At 71.4% G+C, this 15,609-nt stretch carries 14 protein-coding genes; 8 read left to right on the forward strand and 6 right to left on the reverse strand.

Going from position 1 to position 15,609, the window contains the following annotated elements; genetic code table 11:
• Positions 1-11: 11 nt before the first annotated feature.
• A complete protein-coding gene (locus ABXJ56_RS05880; protein ID WP_353998779.1) occupies positions 12-2,423 on the reverse strand; it encodes an arylsulfatase in 2,412 nt (803 codons plus the stop codon).
• 48 nt (positions 2,424-2,471) lie between these two features.
• Complete coding sequence (locus tag ABXJ56_RS05885) at positions 2,472-3,635, reverse strand: AI-2E family transporter (RefSeq protein ID WP_353998780.1); 1,164 nt, start codon at positions 3,633-3,635, stop codon at positions 2,472-2,474.
• 99 nt (positions 3,636-3,734) lie between these two features.
• On the opposite strand from ABXJ56_RS05885, the gene ABXJ56_RS05890 reads away from it, so the two are divergent.
• Positions 3,735-3,860 (forward strand): hypothetical protein, encoded by a 126-nt coding sequence (locus tag ABXJ56_RS05890; protein WP_353998781.1) that lies wholly within the window; start codon positions 3,735-3,737, stop codon positions 3,858-3,860.
• Positions 3,861-3,882: 22 nt separating this feature from the next.
• Here ABXJ56_RS05890 and ABXJ56_RS05895 read toward each other — a convergent pair whose 3' ends face one another.
• The gene (locus ABXJ56_RS05895) at positions 3,883-5,133 is read right to left on the reverse strand and encodes a glycosyltransferase (protein WP_353998782.1); all 1,251 of its coding nucleotides are present in this window, start codon (positions 5,131-5,133) and stop codon (positions 3,883-3,885) included.
• Between the two features lie 9 nt (positions 5,134-5,142).
• Positions 5,143-6,351, reverse strand: a complete 1,209-nt coding sequence (locus ABXJ56_RS05900; protein ID WP_353998783.1) for a glycosyltransferase — start codon at positions 6,349-6,351, stop codon at positions 5,143-5,145.
• Positions 6,352-6,450: 99 nt separating this feature from the next.
• On the opposite strand from ABXJ56_RS05900, the gene ABXJ56_RS05905 reads away from it, so the two are divergent.
• Positions 6,451-7,062 carry a hypothetical protein gene (locus ABXJ56_RS05905; protein WP_353998784.1) on the forward strand — a complete coding sequence of 204 codons (612 nt, stop codon included), beginning with the start codon at positions 6,451-6,453 and terminating at the stop codon, positions 7,060-7,062.
• Positions 7,063-7,065: 3 nt separating this feature from the next.
• Here the strand turns inward: ABXJ56_RS05905 and ABXJ56_RS05910 are convergent, their stop codons facing one another.
• Complete coding sequence (locus ABXJ56_RS05910) at positions 7,066-9,699, reverse strand: LuxR C-terminal-related transcriptional regulator (protein WP_353998785.1); 2,634 nt, start codon at positions 9,697-9,699, stop codon at positions 7,066-7,068.
• Positions 9,700-9,835: 136 nt separating this feature from the next.
• Between ABXJ56_RS05910 and ABXJ56_RS05915 the strand changes: the two genes are divergently transcribed.
• The 6 genes from ABXJ56_RS05915 (at position 9,836) to ABXJ56_RS05940 (ending at position 14,715) form a co-directional block, all read left to right on the forward strand.
• Positions 9,836-10,048 carry a hypothetical protein gene (locus ABXJ56_RS05915; protein WP_353998786.1) on the forward strand — a complete coding sequence of 71 codons (213 nt, stop codon included), beginning with the start codon at positions 9,836-9,838 and terminating at the stop codon, positions 10,046-10,048.
• A gap of 11 nt (positions 10,049-10,059) precedes the next feature.
• Positions 10,060-11,529 (forward strand): cardiolipin synthase, encoded by a 1,470-nt coding sequence (gene cls / locus ABXJ56_RS05920; RefSeq protein ID WP_353998787.1) that lies wholly within the window; start codon positions 10,060-10,062, stop codon positions 11,527-11,529.
• Between the two features lie 102 nt (positions 11,530-11,631).
• Complete coding sequence (locus tag ABXJ56_RS05925; protein WP_353998788.1) at positions 11,632-12,009, forward strand: SHOCT domain-containing protein; 378 nt, start codon at positions 11,632-11,634, stop codon at positions 12,007-12,009.
• Positions 12,010-12,031: 22 nt separating this feature from the next.
• Positions 12,032-12,469 carry a DUF6325 family protein gene (locus ABXJ56_RS05930; protein WP_353998789.1) on the forward strand — a complete coding sequence of 146 codons (438 nt, stop codon included), beginning with the start codon at positions 12,032-12,034 and terminating at the stop codon, positions 12,467-12,469.
• Positions 12,470-12,477: 8 nt separating this feature from the next.
• Positions 12,478-12,825 carry an SHOCT domain-containing protein gene (locus ABXJ56_RS05935; RefSeq protein WP_353998790.1) on the forward strand — a complete coding sequence of 116 codons (348 nt, stop codon included), beginning with the start codon at positions 12,478-12,480 and terminating at the stop codon, positions 12,823-12,825.
• 21 nt (positions 12,826-12,846) lie between these two features.
• A complete protein-coding gene (locus tag ABXJ56_RS05940; RefSeq protein WP_353998791.1) occupies positions 12,847-14,715 on the forward strand; it encodes an alkyl/aryl-sulfatase in 1,869 nt (622 codons plus the stop codon).
• Between the two features lie 21 nt (positions 14,716-14,736).
• Here the strand turns inward: ABXJ56_RS05940 and ABXJ56_RS05945 are convergent, their stop codons facing one another.
• A complete protein-coding gene (locus ABXJ56_RS05945) occupies positions 14,737-15,519 on the reverse strand; it encodes a potassium channel family protein (protein WP_353998792.1) in 783 nt (260 codons plus the stop codon).
• Positions 15,520-15,609 lie beyond the last annotated feature (90 nt).

Below are 15,609 nucleotides of genomic sequence, written 5' to 3' on the forward strand. Positions count from 1 at the left end.
CCCGACCCCGGTCACGACTCGATGTGCCGCGCGTGCTGCCCCGCGACCTCCGCATGGTGCAGGGCCGCCGCCTCGTCGGCGCCGCCGGGGGGCCGCACGTCGACATCCACGCGGTGAATCGTCCCGGCGAAGGCGAACGGGGCGCGATCGGCGTAGACGGGATCGACGACCTCGCCGTTGTCCCGCCCGATGTCCATCCCCGAGTAGCCGTTGAACATGATCGGCACGGTGTGCGCGAGACGGCCCGCACCGACGCGCTCCCCGTCGACCCACAGCGTCACGGTGCCCGGTGGCGCCATCACGGCGGCATCCGCGTCGAAGTCCAGTCGCACGGTGACCTCCCCCGCGGGCAGCGGCCGGTCGGCCTCCTGCCGGTACACCTCCACACCCATGAAGCTGTAGGTGTGGCGGAGCACACCGCCGTCGACGAACAGGCTGAAGCCCCCGAGGTGGTCGAAGGCGGCCAGGATCACGCCGTCCGCGCCACCCTCCGGCACGTCCAGCTCGGCGCTGATCGAGTACGAGCGGTTCATGATCGGCGGCATGATCCCGGCCGGGAAGTTCTGCACGTCCGCGCCCCAGTACGTCCACCGGGTCTGCTCGCGCAGCGGCGGCACGATGCCGAAGAACGCCGACATCCCGCCGAGGAGCGGCAGCACCCGGTTCCGATCGGCCTCACTCCACCACAGCTCGGCGAGCTCGGCGACGAGCTCCGGATGCTCGGCGGCGACGTTCCGCGCCTGCGAGAAGTCGGACGGGAGGTGGAACAGCTCCCACTCGAGCGCATCCGGATCGAACGCCCCGGGCGCGAACCGGCGGATGGTGTCGGGCGTCGCATCCCACGGGATGCGCGGCAGCATGCAGGCCGCCCACCATCCGTCCCGGTACATCCCGCGGTTGCCGTAGATCTCGAAGTACTGCTGCCGGTGATGCTCCGGCGCGTCGCTCGCGGCGAAGGACGCCGCGAAGCTCGCTCCGTCCATGGGCGCCTGCGCGATGCCGTCCACCGTCTCCGGCTGCGGGATCCCGGCGACCTCCAGCACGGTCGGCCCGATGTCGTTGACGTGCGCGAACTGCGGACGCACCGCCCCGGCATCCGCGATCCGCGCCGGCCACCGGACGACCATGGGATTGCGGGTGCCGCCGAGATGGGAGGCGACCTGCTTGCCCCAGCGGAACGGCGTGTTCCCCGCCCACGCCCACGCGGCCGAGCAGTGCGGTGCCGTATCGGGTCCGCCCCACGCGTCGAGCCCCCCGTGCGCGTCGATGAGCGCGCGCTGCTGGTCTCCGCTGAGCGGGATGCCGTTCTGCATCGTCAGCTCGTTGAACGACCCGGTGAGCGTCCCCTCCAGGGATGCCCCGTTGTCGCCCCAGATGTAGATCACGAGGGTGTCGTCCCACTCCCCCATGCGCTCGATCTCGGCGAACAGGCGCCCGACGTTGTGATCGGCGTTCGCCTGGTAGCCCGCGTACACCTCCATCTGCCGGGCGTAGAGGCGCTGCTCCTCCGCGCTCAGCGAATCCCACGCGGGGAACGCGTCGTCGCGCGGGGTCAGCTCGGCGTCGAGGGGGACGACGCCGAGCTCCTTCTGCCGGGCGAAGGTGCGCTCGCGATACGCGTCCCATCCGTCGTCGAACATCCCCCGGTACGGCGCCGACCATTCCTCGGGGACGTGGTGCGGCGCGTGCGCGCACCCGGTCGAGTAGTACATGAACCACGGCTTGTCGGCCTTGTGGGCACGGGTGCCGTGCAGCCAGGCGATCGCGCGGTCGGTGAGCGCGTCGGGCAGATAGAAGTCCCGATCGGTCGGGCCTCCGTACGCCTGGTCGACGGCGTCGTTCTCGTAGATCATCGGGTCGTACTGGCCGGACTCCCCCGAGAGGAATCCCCAGAAGTAGTCGAAGCCCCAGCCGCTCGGCCAGCGGTCGAAGGGTCCCGCGGGCCCCTGGGCGCGGCTCGGCGTCAGGTGCCACTTGCCGATCGCCGCGGTGGAGTAGCCGTTCTGCTGCAGGATCTTCGGGAAGGGGGCGCAATCCTTCGGCACGACGCCGGAGTATCCGGGGAAGGGTCCGGCGAGCTCGCCGATCGATCCGAAGCCGACACGGTGGTGATTGCGCCCCGTCAGCAGCGCCGCACGGGTGGGCGAGCAGAGGGCGGCGGTGTGGAGCCCCGTGTACCGCAGGCCCTCCTCGGCCAGGCGCGTCATGTGCGGCGTCGCGATCGGCCCGCCGAAGGTCGACGCCTGCCCGTATCCGGCGTCGTCGATGAGGACGACGAGGACGTTCGGTGCGCCCGGCGGCGGCTGCACGTCGTTCACGATCCCCCAGTCGGGGACGGAGACGTCGAGCGTGCGGCCGAGCGTCCCGGTGAACTCCGCATCGCGGATGGGCAGATGGGTGCGGTCGACCTCGAGCGGATCCATGCGGTCAGCCTGATCCCGACCGCCTCGATCCGCATCACCCGGGAAGGGCTATAGGCGGCGCGGGCGGGAGATGTCGGACCGCGACGTGACGGTGTCGCCGGAGAGCCAGCGCAGCCACAGCGATCCCGGGTCGCCCTCCAGGACGAGCGCGCGGACCGCGAGGGTGAGCGGGATGGAGAGGATCGCCCCGAGCGGTCCGATGATGAACGTCCAGAAGATCACGGAGAAGAAGCTCAGGGTGAGGCTCAGGCTCACCGCGTCGCTGACGAACTTCGGCTGGATGAGCACCTGCAGCGTGACGTTGACGACGCAGTAGATCGCCACCACCGCGAGCGCCAGCGGCCACCCGCCGACCACGAGCGCGAGGAGCGCGGGCGGGACGAGACCGATCACGAACCCGATGTTCGGGATGAAGTTGGTCACGAACGCGAGGATCGCCCACACCGCCGGCGCGGGGACGCCGAGGGCCCACAGCGCGAGGCCGTCGATGATCGCGACCACCGCACCGAAGCTGGCGTTGACGACGTAGTAGCGGCGGACTCCGACGTTGAATCGGTGGAAACGGCGGAGCGGCGCGCCGGCCGTCCCGCCGAAGGCCCGCTGCGCGTGCCCGTAGCGGGCGCCGTCCGCGGCCATGAAGATCACGTAGGCGACCACGAAGAACAGGGCGGTCAGCACGCCGATCGCCGTGCCGCTGAGGGACGTCACGAACGACAGGATCGTCGAGGGCTGCAGCAGCGAGGCCGCGGCATCCGATGCCTGCTCGTCCAGCCCCGCGGTGCTGAGCCAGGAGATGACCGACTGCGCCGTGGCCTGGAGCTCGTCGGCGAAGTCGGTCACGAGCCGCACGAACTGGACGCCGGCGAAGTACAGCAGCCACCCGAGCGCGCCGAGGATGAGGTAGGCGACGACGATGACACCGGTCGTGGCGGCCCAGCGGGGCCACCCGAGTCTCTCGAGCGGATGCCGCACCGGGTGGCAGATGATGACGATCACCGCCGCGAGGACGAGCGGTCCCACGATCTCGCGCGCGACGAAGAGGCCGGCGAGGACGATCACCGCTGCGGCGAGGCCCAGGAGGACCCGCAGGCTGGGTGACAGCGCGGGGGGCGGAGGCGGCGATGGGGGTACGGGCATCGCCGGGGCGGCGGGCGTCCGGGTGCGTCCGCGGAACGGCCGGAACCGACGTGGTCGGCGCTGATCCTCGCTCATCCCCGCACTCTATTCCCGATAGCGGTCTGGCAGTATTCCTCCGCGCAAAGGCATTTCTGCCACTCGTGGCGGAAACAGGCGGCGCGTAGCTTTTCTGCCATGATCCTGCTCATCCTCCTCGCTGTTCTCGTCGCCCTCGCCGTGGCCGGCGTCGTCGGGACGATGCGCGCCCTCCGCAACGACGGCTACCGGCGCATCCCCACCGACTGGTCCCGCGTCCCGTGACCCCGCCGGGGCGTGGCCCGCGTCAGCCGCGCAGAACGCGCTCGTAGACCTCGACCATCGCCGCCGTGCGAGAGCTCTGGCGGAAGCGTTCGCGCACCGTCGGGTCGACCGCAACCGACCGGCCGGCGCGGATGTCGGCGACCGCCGCGCGGAGGGTGCGCGCGAGGGCCTCGATCGAGGAGTCCGCCGCGTCGGGTGCGGCGTCCATTCCCCCGCCGACGGCCCAGAATCCGCTGCCGAGCTCGCGGGCGATGTCGGGGTCGCTCACGATCGAGGGCGTGCCGAGCGCCGCCGCCTCGAACGGGGTCATGCCCTGCGTCTCGAACCCGATGGAGGTCTGCACGAGCGCGTCGGCTGCACGCAGGCGGGCGAGCGACTCGCCGTAGGGGCGCCGACCGGCGAAGACGACGGATGCCGCGGGCTCGAGCCGCGCGACGAGCCGCTCCGCCGCGCGGCGCTGACCGCCGCCGCCGAGGACCTCCACGCGGGCGCGGATGCCCGACCGCGCGACGGCCTCGAGGAAGGGCAGCAGGCGCTTCTCCGGGCTCATCCGCCCCATCCAGACGAGCACGGGAGCAGCATCCGACGCGGGCGAGGGCGCAGAGTCGTCGGCGAGGGCGGCGTCCAGCACGTCATCGTCGATCCCGTTCCAGATCACGTCGACCCGCGGAGCGACGCCATGGGTTTCGAGCCGTCGGGCGAAGTGCGCGGACGGCGCGGTGACGGCATCCGACTGCAGGGCGAGGCGGCGGAGGTAGGCCCATCCGTCGCGCCCGCGCGGGAGAGCGCCGACGGCGCGTCGCTCCCACCCCCTCAGCGCGCGACGTTCCCACGCGTTCAGAACCCGAAGCACCGCCCCCGGGAAAGGCGTCGTCGCCTCGATGCCGACGTCGACCCGGTTGTGCAGGGTCTGGACGACGGGGAGCCCGTGCCGCTCGGCGAAGCGGTGCCCGATGAAGGCCCCCCAGAAGTCGGCCTGCACGTGCACGAGGTCGACCGGCGGCCGGCGCGTCATCGCGCGGTCGAGCCACGCATCCGTGCGGCGCCCCGGCCACGCGAGCGAGTACTCTCGGTCGACCGTGATCGGGATCGACGGCAGGTCGATCACCGCGGCATCGGGGGCGATCGCGCGACCGCGCGGACCGTGCATGCGCGGGGCGACGACGGTCACGGTGTGGCCGGCCCGCTCCAGGAACCGCCGCTGGAGACGCATCGAGACCTGCGCCCCGCCGAAGGATTCGACGTGCTGGTCGCCGAAGAACACGACGTGCACGGGGTACGCCTAGACCGGCAGGGGCTCGTCGCGATACAGCGCCTCGAAGGTCTCGAGCGTGCGTCGGATGTCGTGGACCTTCACCCCGTCGAGGGAGGCCTTCTGCATGCGCTCGCGCTCGTCCACGCTCAGCGTGAGCACCGCCGTGAGCTTCGCCGCGAGATCGTCCACGTCGCCAGGACGGAAGAGGTAGCCGTTCTCGCCGTCGTGGACGAGGTGCGGGAGGGCCACCGCGTCGGCGGCGACGACGGGGAGGCCCGATGCCATCGCCTCCATCGTGGCGATGGACTGCAGCTCGGCGATCGAGGCGATGACGAATGCCGAGGCGTGGGTGAGGAATCCGCGGAGCTCCTCGTCGGTGGTGTGACCGTGGAACCGCACGCGGTCGGCGATGCCGAGCTCCGCCGCCAGCTGCTCGAGGTTGCGCCGCTGATCCCCGTTGCCGACGACGTCGAAGCTGACCGCGAGCGCGGGGTCGAGCGCCGCGATCGCGCGGAGGACGACGTCGATCTGCTTCTCGGTGGTGAGGCGCCCGACGAAGACGAGTCGGTTCGCGTCACGCGGACCGAGATCGGCGGTGTACTGCGCGGCGTCGATCCCGCAGCTGATCGGGATGACCGAGGAGACCTCGATCGTCTCCTCGAGGAAGGTCGCGGCGTTCCGGGTCGGCGTGGTCACGGCGCGCGTCATCGCGAACGTCCGCTGCGCGTCGGCCCACGCGAGCTTCACGACGACGCGGTTCAGCGCATCGGGCAGCAGCGTGAAGTCGAGGATGTTCTCGGGCATGACGTGATTGGTCGCGATGACCGGGATGCGGCGCTTGCGCGCCTCTCGGGCCAGACCCCGCCCGATGACGATGTGCGACTGGATGTGCACGACATCCGGCTGGACGGAGTCGAGCACCTTCCGCGCATAGTGCTTCGAGCGCCACGGCAGCACGAAGGTCAGCCAGTCGTGCGGGAGGTAGCGGTACGACGGGAGCCGGTGCATCGTCATCGGCTGCCCCTCGATCACCTCGGTGCGGGTGCCGTGATTGCGGTGGCCGTCGCTCGGAGCCATCACGTGCACGTCGTGGCCGCGTGCGACGAGGCCCGCCGCGAGCCGCTCGGCGAATCGGGCGGCTCCGTTGACGTGCGGAAGGAAGGTGTCGGCGCCGATCAGGATCTTCAGCGGGCGCGCGGAGGCGGCGGTGTCGTCGGTCGTCGCAGGGTCGGTCACGGGTGCGGGGCCTGTCTGTGCGGCGGGGCGCTCGGGGGATGGCTGAGGCGCGGTCCCACTGTACCGGAGGGGTTCAGACTCGCCGTTTAGGCTGGGGCGATGTCCCGACTCGACGCGCACGCCGATACGACCCTGTGGGTCCCGGTGACCGGTTCCTTCGGGTTCCGCGGCCGGCGTCACCGCAAGGCGGCGATCCGGATGCTGCTCACCCAGGCGAACTCGGCGATGGGCGCGACCGATCGTCCGGGGAGCTCGGTAGCCGCGTGGGCGGCGAGCCAGGCCGCACCCCTCCTGATGCGACGGATGGCGGGGCGGATGCTCGCGTGGGTGTGGAAGGCCGACCCCGAGCTGGGTGTGGTCATCGCACAGCTCCAGGAGGCCACCCCCCAGGTGCGGGCGGCGCGGGCGATGATGCCCATGGAGTTCGACGACACCGAGGACTTCCGGAGCCCCCACCTCGGCACCGGCGAGAAGCTCGAGCTGCCGTTCGGCGCGGCGTCCCCGATGGACCCGGAACGGCGCGGCTCGCCGACGGCGACGTACACGTGGGACACCGGCACGCATCTCGTGACGGTCTCGGCGATGTCGCCGGACCGCGAGCGGTTCGGGATCTTCGTCTCCGCCGTCGACGACCTGGTGCGCACGCTCCGCGTCGTCGACGACCTTCCCGCGGGCGAGACGCCCGGGATGCTGCGGATCGATCCGGCCTGAGCCTCAGCGCGCGGCCGGATGCAGTTCGACCGCAGCCTCGGGGAGAAGCCCCAGCTCCACCGCGCGGGCGACGGCGGCGCTGCGGCCCTGCACGCCGAGCTTGCGGTAGATGTGCGAGACGTGGGTCTTGATCGTGTTCACCGACACATAGCAGCGCTGGGCGAGCTCGACGTTCGTCAGCCGGGTCGGAAGGTAGGCCAGCAGCTCCAGTTCGCGGGAGGTGAGCGGCTCGGCGAGAAGACCCTCGCCGCGCGTCTCGGACCGGCGCGCCCGCTCCAGCACGCGACGACGGAAGGGGCCGGGGCTGCCGGGCAGCCCGGCGACGAGCGCGACGACCGCCGGACCCGCCCGCAGGAATCCGTGCACGAGCCCCTCCCGCTCGCCGATGGCGAGTGCGGCGCGCAGGTGCTCCTGGGCCGGGGCGACCCGTCCCGCCTCGGCCGCGGCCCACGCGCGGCACAGCTCGTACTCCACCACCGCCGTCGGCTCGGCTGTCCCCGTGTCGATCGCGAGATCGTCCAGGCGCGCGCGGGCGGCGGAGACGTGGCCACGCGCCAGGAGCGCGGCCACTTCCTCGAACGCCAGGGAGGACCAGCGGGCCTGACGCGGGATCGCCGCGAACGGCTCGCCCGCCTCCCGCGCGAGGCGGTACCGGACGACGTCCATGATGGTCCGTGCCAGGGGGACGGGCACCCCCTCGGGAGCAACCCGGTCGACGGTGGAGTCCAGATCCACCAGGCGGCCCACGGCGTACCCCACCCAGGCCAGGGAGTTCCGCCGGTTCGCCTCGGCCCGGCGCATGCCCTCCTCCCACACCAGCGCACCCTGCTCCGGTTCGCCACGCTGGACGGCGACGACCGCGCGCCCGAGATAGGCGTCGGCCGGCGCGGGATGGGCGAGCAGGTCCGTGTCGGCGGCCAGCGACAGGGCCTCGTCGGCGAGATCCTCCGCGAGGCGCAGGTTGCCGGCGATCGCCTCCAGCAGCGCGAGCGAGCCCAGCGTGTGCACGCGATACGGCGGGTACTGGCCACCGGGTGATGCGGCCGCACGGCGCAGCCAGGTGCGCGCCTCGCCGAACCGCCCCAGGAAGAACAGCGCCCGCCCGCCGGCGACGAGCGCGAGGGTCCGCAGCAGCGTCGGGTGCCCGAGCCCCATGAGCGGCGGCGTGACGCGATCCGGCTGCTCGTCCAGCATCTCCAGGGCACGGCGCGCTTCGCCGAGGTAGAGCTCCGGGTGTGGGCGGAACTGCACGGCCGCGGCGATGTAGGCGCGCAGCACCAGCTCCACTCCGGCATCCGCTCCGTCCAGGAGCAGCGAACGGGCCACCGCTTCAGCCTCGGCCGCGTTGCTCGACATGCCGAGACTCACCGCGTACAGCGCTTCTGCGTGCGCGCTGCGGCGACGGACGTCCGCCGGTACCGCGGCGAGCCATCTCGCCAGCGTCGCGGCGTGACCGCGCTCGTAGACCTCCCGTCCGCGACCGAGGATCAGGGCGAGCGCGCGGTCCCACGAGCGGGCTCGCAGGAGCAGATCGATCGCGGTGGTGCTGTCTCCCTCGGCGATGAACCAGTCCGCGGCTCGCCCGAGCAGGATGCCCTCGGCCCGCGGATCCTCGGCGCGCAGTCGGTAGCGCAGGACGTCGCGGATGAGGTGGTGGAAGCGGTAGCTGCCGGGAGAACCCTCGACCGGCGCGACGAAGAGCGACTCGCGCACGAGCGAACGGAGCAGCTCCTCCCCCGCGCCCGAACCCTCGACGTCGTCGTCCGCCCCTCCGGCGTTGCCGCACAGGGCTGTGGCGAGGGGACCGGTGAGCTCGTCCACGACCGACAGGCACAGCAGCGCGCGCCGCCGATCGTCGGGGAGGGCGGCCAGCACCTCCTCGGAGAGGTAGTCGACGACGAGTCGGTCGCTCTCCGCGAACGCGTCCGCGAGCGCGTCCGGATCGGCTCCGCCCCGGAAGCGCAGGCTCAGGCCGGCGAGCTGGATGCCCGCGGCCCATCCCTCGGTCCGCGCGCGGATCGCCCGCACCGCCTCGGCCGACACCGCCTCCCCGGCGATGGCGCCCAGCACCCGCGCGGTCTCTGCGTCGTCGAGGGCGAGGTCGGCCTGACGGATCTCCACGAGCGCGTGGGTGAGCCGATGGGCGCTCCAGCGGTGGCCGGGGTCGACCCGCGACGAGACGATCATGTGCGCGTGGGGCGGCAGCCGCTCCGCCAGCCGCCACAGGTCATCGGCGATCTCGCGGCCGGGCAGCAGGTGCAGGTCGTCGAAGACCAGCACGATCTCCCCGTCGTACTCCGTCAGCGCCACGATGAGCGAGTCGATGAGCCCGACGCCGAGTCCTCCCCGCGCCTCGCCGAGCGGGGCGGCGAGGTCGGCGAGCGCCGGGTGCCTGGCCCCGAGACCCGCGACGAACCGCTGAGCGAAGTGGGCGGGATCGGCATCCGCGGCGGTGAAGTGGTACCAGGCCACGCTCAGGTCCGGGCGGCTGTGCACCCACTGCGCGAGCAGCACCGTCTTGCCCGATCCCGCCGGGGCGATCAGCAGCGTCAGCGGCGATCGCGCGCCCACGTCGAGGCGTCTCCGCAGCGCGGGTCGGTCCACCGCGTGCGGAGGGGCAGGATGCGAATCGGGCATCGTGAGCCTTCCGAGTTCCCCTTGCTCGTGGGGGAATCATCCCACACGGGTGACGGCCGATCGAGGGCGGGCCGGGCATCGTTGCGATATCCGTACCCGCGCTTCGCGCGCGCCTCCCGGCGGGAAGGAGCGGCCCATGGCCCCCCACGTGGTGGACGTCGTCGTGCGCGGAACGCTCGGCCCCGCACTGGTGGGGGCGCTGGACGGCTTCGACGTCGCCGAGCGCGGCGACGGGACGACCTCGGTGTCCGGAACGGTCGTCGACCAGGCGGCGCTGATCGGTCTCCTCCGCCTCCTCGACGACCTCCACGTCGAAGTCGTCTCCGTGAATCGCCGGCCCGCACCATAGGGAAGGACCCCGTGTCGGACTTCTTCGACCCTGCCCTCGCGTGGCCGGTCGCGCTCCTCGTCCACGGCGTCGTCGTCGTGACGGCGCTCATCGTGATCCCGCGGGGCCGCAAGCCGACCGCGGCGATGGCCTGGCTGCTGGCCATCCTCCTGTTCCCGCTGGTCGGGATCCTGCTGTTCCTCCTGATCGGGTCGTTCCGGCTCCCCGCACGACGCCGGAACGAGCAGGCGCGCATCGACGCGATGATCCGGGACGCCGCCCCCGCGGTATCGGCGTCGATGACGGCATCCTTCCCCCGGTGGTTCGCGCGGATCGTCGAGCAGAACACGGCCCTGACCTCCCTCCCCCCGACCGGTGGCAACAGCGCGAGCCTCCTCGCCGACTACCGCGGGTCGATCGACGCGATGGCCGCCGAGATCGATGCGGCGACGCGTTTCGTTCACGTGGAGTTCTTCATCGTCGGATGGGACGAGACCACGCGCGGCTTCTTCGCCGCGATGGAGCGCGCCGTCGCCCGCGGGGTGCGCGTGCGCCTGCTCGCCGACCACGTGGCCACCCGCCGCGTCGCGGGGACGAAGGAGATGCTCGCGGAGCTCGACCGGATCGGCGTGCAGTGGGCGTGGATGCTGCCGGTGCGTCCGCTGCGGGGGCAGTTCCAGCGCCCGGACCTGCGCAATCACCGGAAGATCGTCGTGGTGGACGGCCGGGTCGCCTTCCTGGGCTCGCAGAACCTGATCGACCGCTCCTACGATTCGCCGAAGAACATCGCGCGCGGACTCCAGTGGCAGGAGCTCGTCACCCGCCTCACCGGTCCCGCGGTCGCCGCCGCGAACACGGTGTTCCTCGCGGACTGGCTGATCGAGACCGGCGAGGACGTCCGCTCCGATCACGTGCCGGCGGCAGAGGTCGACTGCACCGACGGCCCCGATGCCCTGGTGTGCCAGGTCGTACCGAGCGGGCCCGCGTACACGACCGAGAACAACCTCCGCCTCTTCCTCGGCCTCATCCACGGGGCGACGGAGCGGGTGATCATCACGAGCCCCTACTTCGTCCCGGACGAGGCGATGGTCTACGCCATCACGTCCGCGAGCCTGCGGGGCCTCGACGTCCAGCTGTTCGTCTCCGAGATCGGCGATCAGGGGCTGGTGTACCACGCTCAGCGTTCGTACTACGGGATCCTCCTGGAGGCGGGCGTGCGGATCTTCCTCTATCCCGCGCCGTTCATCCTCCACGCCAAGCACCTCTCCGTCGACGACGACGTCGCGGTGATCGGCTCGAGCAACATGGACATCCGATCGCTGAGCCTGAACATGGAGGTCTCGCTGCTCGTGCGCGGACGCGGCTTCGTCGACGAGATGCGCCGCGTCGAGCAGGACTACCGGGATGCCGGACGCGAGCTGACGGCGGAGCAGTGGCGCCGCGAGCCGCGCCACGCCACCTTTCTCGACGGCCTCGCCCGGCTGACGTCGGCACTCAACTGATCCGGATGAGTCTCACCCCGGCGGGGTGACGCCCCTCGCGCGCCCGCGACGTAGATTCCGATCAACGGTGGACGACCCGGTCCGCCCCGAGAGAGGGAAGTCATGGACCTCTGGAGCTTCATCGCGTGGTTCTTCTGGATTTTCGTGTTCGCCGCCTATCTGATGGTGGTGTTCTCGATCATCGCGGACATCTTCCGCGACCACTCCCTGGCCGGCGGGTGGAAGGCGGTGTGGATCCTGTTCCTGATCTTCATCCCGTTCCTCACGGCCCTGGTCTACCTGATCGCCCGTGGACGCGGCATGCAGCAGCGCTCGATCGCACAGGCCGCGGAGATCCGTCAGCAGCAGGCGGACTACATCCGCAGTGCCGCCGGGACCTCCAGCCCGAGCGACGACATCGCCAAGGCGAAGGCACTCCTGGATGCCGGTACCATCACGCAAGCGGAGTTCGACGCCCTCAAGGCCAAGGCCCTCGCCTGAGCATGACCACGAAGGAGCGGACATGACCACTTTCGACTACGGACCCATCGAGTTCTACGCCGTCACCTTCGACGGCGACCGGCCGGGGCCGGCGATCCTCCAGGCGATCGACGATCTCGTCGCCGCCGGCACCGTCAACGTGCTGGACCTGGTGTACGCGCGTCGCTCGCCGGAGGGCGAGCTGGAGGTCCTGGAGCTGTCCGACACGACGGACGACGGCGGCGTGCCGTCCCTCGACCTGGCCGGACTCGCGGGGATCGACGACATCGAGGAGCTCGCGGCGAACGTCGCGCCCGGCACCTCGGCGGCCATCCTCGTAGTGGAGCTTCTGTGGGCAAAGGCCTTTGCGTCGGCCCTGTACGACGCGGGCGGGGCGGTCATCGCGCGGGAGTCGATCCCGGCGCCGATCGTCAACGCCTTCCTGACGGCGAACGTCGACGACGAGGAGGACGCATCATGATCGGGCGAATGGGACGCCCCGGGCTCATCGGGCTCGCGGCCCGCACGGCGGTGGTCGCGGGGACGGCCAGCGCCGTCTCGGGCGGCATGCAGCGGCGCCAGCAGCAGAAGGCGTACGACAGCCAGCAGCAGCAGGCGTACGAGGCGCAGCAGCAGCAGATCGCGATGGAGCAGGCCGCAGCCCAGGCCGTCGCTCAGGCGCAGGCCGCGCAGGCGTCCGCGCCCGCTGCGGCACCGGCACCCGCCGCGGCGGGCGTCGACCTCGTCGCCGAGCTCCAGAAGCTCGGCGCGCTGAAGGAGGCGGGTGTGCTCACCGACGCCGAGTTCGCCGCGGCGAAGGCCAAGCTCCTCGGCTGAACCGATCGAAGGGGTCGACACATGACCGGCAAGCCGGCGTCCGCCGCCATTCGCGCGCAGCACGCCGCGGCGCGGGAGACGTTCCCCTTCGCCGATACGCGGGACTTCACGGATGCCGAGCGCGGCTTCATCGCCGAGCCCTCGTCGGGCAGCGTGCGCTCGGCATCCGGCGACATCGTGTGGGACAACGGCACGTACGCCTTCCTCGCGGGCGAGGCGCCGGAGACGGTGCACCCCAGCCTGTGGCGCCAGTCACAGCTGGTGACCAGGGCCGGACTGTTCGAGGTCACCGGGGGGATCTACCAGCTCCGCGGCTTCGACCTGTCGAACATGACGATCGTCGAGGGCGACACCGGGATCGTCGTCATCGATCCGCTGATCTCCGAGGAGACGGCCGCCGCCGGCCTCGCGCTGTACCGGGAGCACCGCGGCGAGCGGCCGATCGTCGCAGTGATCTACACGCACAGCCACGTCGATCACTTCGGCGGGGTGCTCGGGATCGTCTCCCAGAACGAGGTCGACGCCGGCCGCGTGACGGTCGTCGCACCCGACGGGTTCCTCGAGCACGCCATCGCCGAGAACATCTACGCCGGGACCGCGATGAGCAGACGCGCCGGCTACATGTACGGCGCGGCGCTCGAACGCGGCCCGCACGGGCAGGTGGGCGCGGGACTCGGTCAGACGACGTCGACCGGCGGCGCGGGGGTCATCGTGCCGACGCTGCTGATCCGCGAAACCGGCGAGACGCACGCCTTCGACGGCGTCGAGATCGAGTTCCAGATGGCACCGGGGACGGAGGCGCCGTCCGAGATGCACTTCTACTTCCCGAAGCACCGCGCCCTGTGCATGGCCGAGAATGCGACCCACACGCTGCACAACCTCCTCACCCTTCGCGGAGCGGTTGTCCGGGACCCTCACGTGTGGTCGAAGTACCTCACCGAGGCGATCGCCCGGTTCGGCCCCCGCACGGACGTCCTGTTCGCGTCGCACCACTGGCCGACCTGGGGCTGCGAGGAGGTCACGGAATTCCTCTCCCTCCAGCGCGACCTCTACGGCTACCTGCACGATCAGACGCTGCGCCTCCTCAACTCCGGATACACCGGCGCGGAAGCGGCGGAGGACTTTCCCCTGCCGCCGGCCCTGGTGAACGCGTGGCACACGCACGGCTACTACGGGTCCGTGAGCCACAACGTCAAGGCGATCGCGCAGCGCTACCTGGGATGGTTCGACGGCAATCCCGCACGACTGTGGCCGCACCCGCCGGCCGCGCAGGCGGAGAGGTACGTGGCGGCGATGGGCGGGGTGGATCGGGTCGTGGAGCTCGCCCGGACGGCGTTCGAGGACGGGGACTTCCGCTGGGCGGCGACGCTGCTGGATCACGCGGTGTTCGCCGACGAACACCACGTCGCCGCGCGCGATCTGTACGCCGACACTCTCGAGCAGCTCGCCTACGGCTCCGAGAACGGCACGTGGCGGAACTTCTTCCTCTCGGGCGCCACGGAAATCCGACACGGGACGTTCGGCACGCCGACGTCGGCGAACTCGCCGACGATCGTCGCTCAGCTTCCTCCGGAGATGCTCCTGGACGCGGTCGCCATCCGCGTGAACGGTCCACGGGCGTGGGATCTCGACCTCGCGCTGGGACTGGAGCTGACCGATCTCGATCGGTCGTTCCGGGTGACGCTGCGCAACGGCGTCCTCGTTTACGCCGAGGACGGCGATGGTCCGGTCGACCTCACCATCCGCACGACTCATCCGCGCCTGCTGCTGCTGGCCGCGGGAGACCTCGACAGCGCAGGCCTTGAGCTGGACGGCGACCGCGGCGCCCTGGAGAAACTGTTGACGGTCCTCGACCGGGGCGACCCGGACTTCGCGATCGTCACCCCCTGATCGGACGGCTGGGCGCCGACGTCAGTCCGATGCCGCACCGTCGGGCCCGGGCGGGCGATCCACCGGCGGAACCCCGCGGAGCTCGTCGATCTTCTCGGCGATGAGGCGGAACTGCGCGCGGGTCGCGGGCTCCTGATCCTCGTGTCCCTGCGCGGCGCGCTCGAGCACCCACGAGGCGAGCGTCGCGGTGACCACACCGACCACGGCCACGCCACCGAGCATGAGCAGCACGGCGACGAAGCGCCCCCACCCGGTCACCGGGTAGAAGTCGCCGTACCCGACGGTGGTGATCGTCACGAACGCCCACCAGACGGCATCCCCGAAGTTCTCGATGTTCGCGCCCGGAGCACCGCGCTCGGCCTCGAGGACGGCGAGCGCGGCGATCCAGATGAGCACGAGGGCGGCGCCGATGCCGTAGATCGCGATGCGGCTGCGCAGCGCCGTGCCGGCCGTCCGCTGCAGCACGTGGACGAGCGTCAGCGCCTTCAGCAGGCGGAGCGGCCTCAGCGCCGGCACACTGACGACCAGCAGGTCGAAGATGTGGTGCCGGAACCATACGCCGCGCGGCTTCGCGATCGCGAGGCGCACGAGGTAGTCGACGACGAAGATCACCCACGTGGCGCCCATCACGAGGCGGGCGACGAGGTACGGGGTTCCCTGCAGATTCGCGATCACCAGCCACGAGTAGGCGACGATGAACAGCAGCGACGCCACGATCAGCGGCCAGGAGGTGATGTCGTGCCACCGTTCGAGGGTCATGCCGCGTCGGGGCGCGGCATCCGTTCCGGTGGGGGGTTGCGTCACGTCGCCAGAGTATCCACCGCCGCGGCCGGGACCGGGGATTTCACCCTCGGGATCACCCCGCGCACCGTGTCGCCCCGGTGGTGCGCGGTG

Source organism: Microbacterium aurantiacum (assembly GCF_040532595.1).
GTDB lineage: Bacteria > Actinomycetota > Actinomycetes > Actinomycetales > Microbacteriaceae > Microbacterium > Microbacterium chocolatum_B.

Coding starts and splice junctions, on each gene's coding strand:
- ABXJ56_RS05880 (WP_353998779.1), bottom strand. CDS start 2,423: ATGGATCCGCTCGAGGTCGACCGCACCCATCTGCCCATCCGCGATGCG.
- ABXJ56_RS05885 (WP_353998780.1), bottom strand. CDS start 3,635: ATGAGCGAGGATCAGCGCCGACCACGTCGGTTCCGGCCGTTCCGCGGA.
- ABXJ56_RS05890 (WP_353998781.1), top strand. CDS start 3,735: ATGATCCTGCTCATCCTCCTCGCTGTTCTCGTCGCCCTCGCCGTGGCC.
- ABXJ56_RS05905 (WP_353998784.1), top strand. CDS start 6,451: ATGTCCCGACTCGACGCGCACGCCGATACGACCCTGTGGGTCCCGGTG.
- ABXJ56_RS05910 (WP_353998785.1), bottom strand. CDS start 9,699: ATGCCCGATTCGCATCCTGCCCCTCCGCACGCGGTGGACCGACCCGCG.
- ABXJ56_RS05915 (WP_353998786.1), top strand. CDS start 9,836: ATGGCCCCCCACGTGGTGGACGTCGTCGTGCGCGGAACGCTCGGCCCC.
- ABXJ56_RS05925 (WP_353998788.1), top strand. CDS start 11,632: ATGGACCTCTGGAGCTTCATCGCGTGGTTCTTCTGGATTTTCGTGTTC.
- ABXJ56_RS05930 (WP_353998789.1), top strand. CDS start 12,032: ATGACCACTTTCGACTACGGACCCATCGAGTTCTACGCCGTCACCTTC.
- ABXJ56_RS05935 (WP_353998790.1), top strand. CDS start 12,478: ATGGGACGCCCCGGGCTCATCGGGCTCGCGGCCCGCACGGCGGTGGTC.
- ABXJ56_RS05940 (WP_353998791.1), top strand. CDS start 12,847: ATGACCGGCAAGCCGGCGTCCGCCGCCATTCGCGCGCAGCACGCCGCG.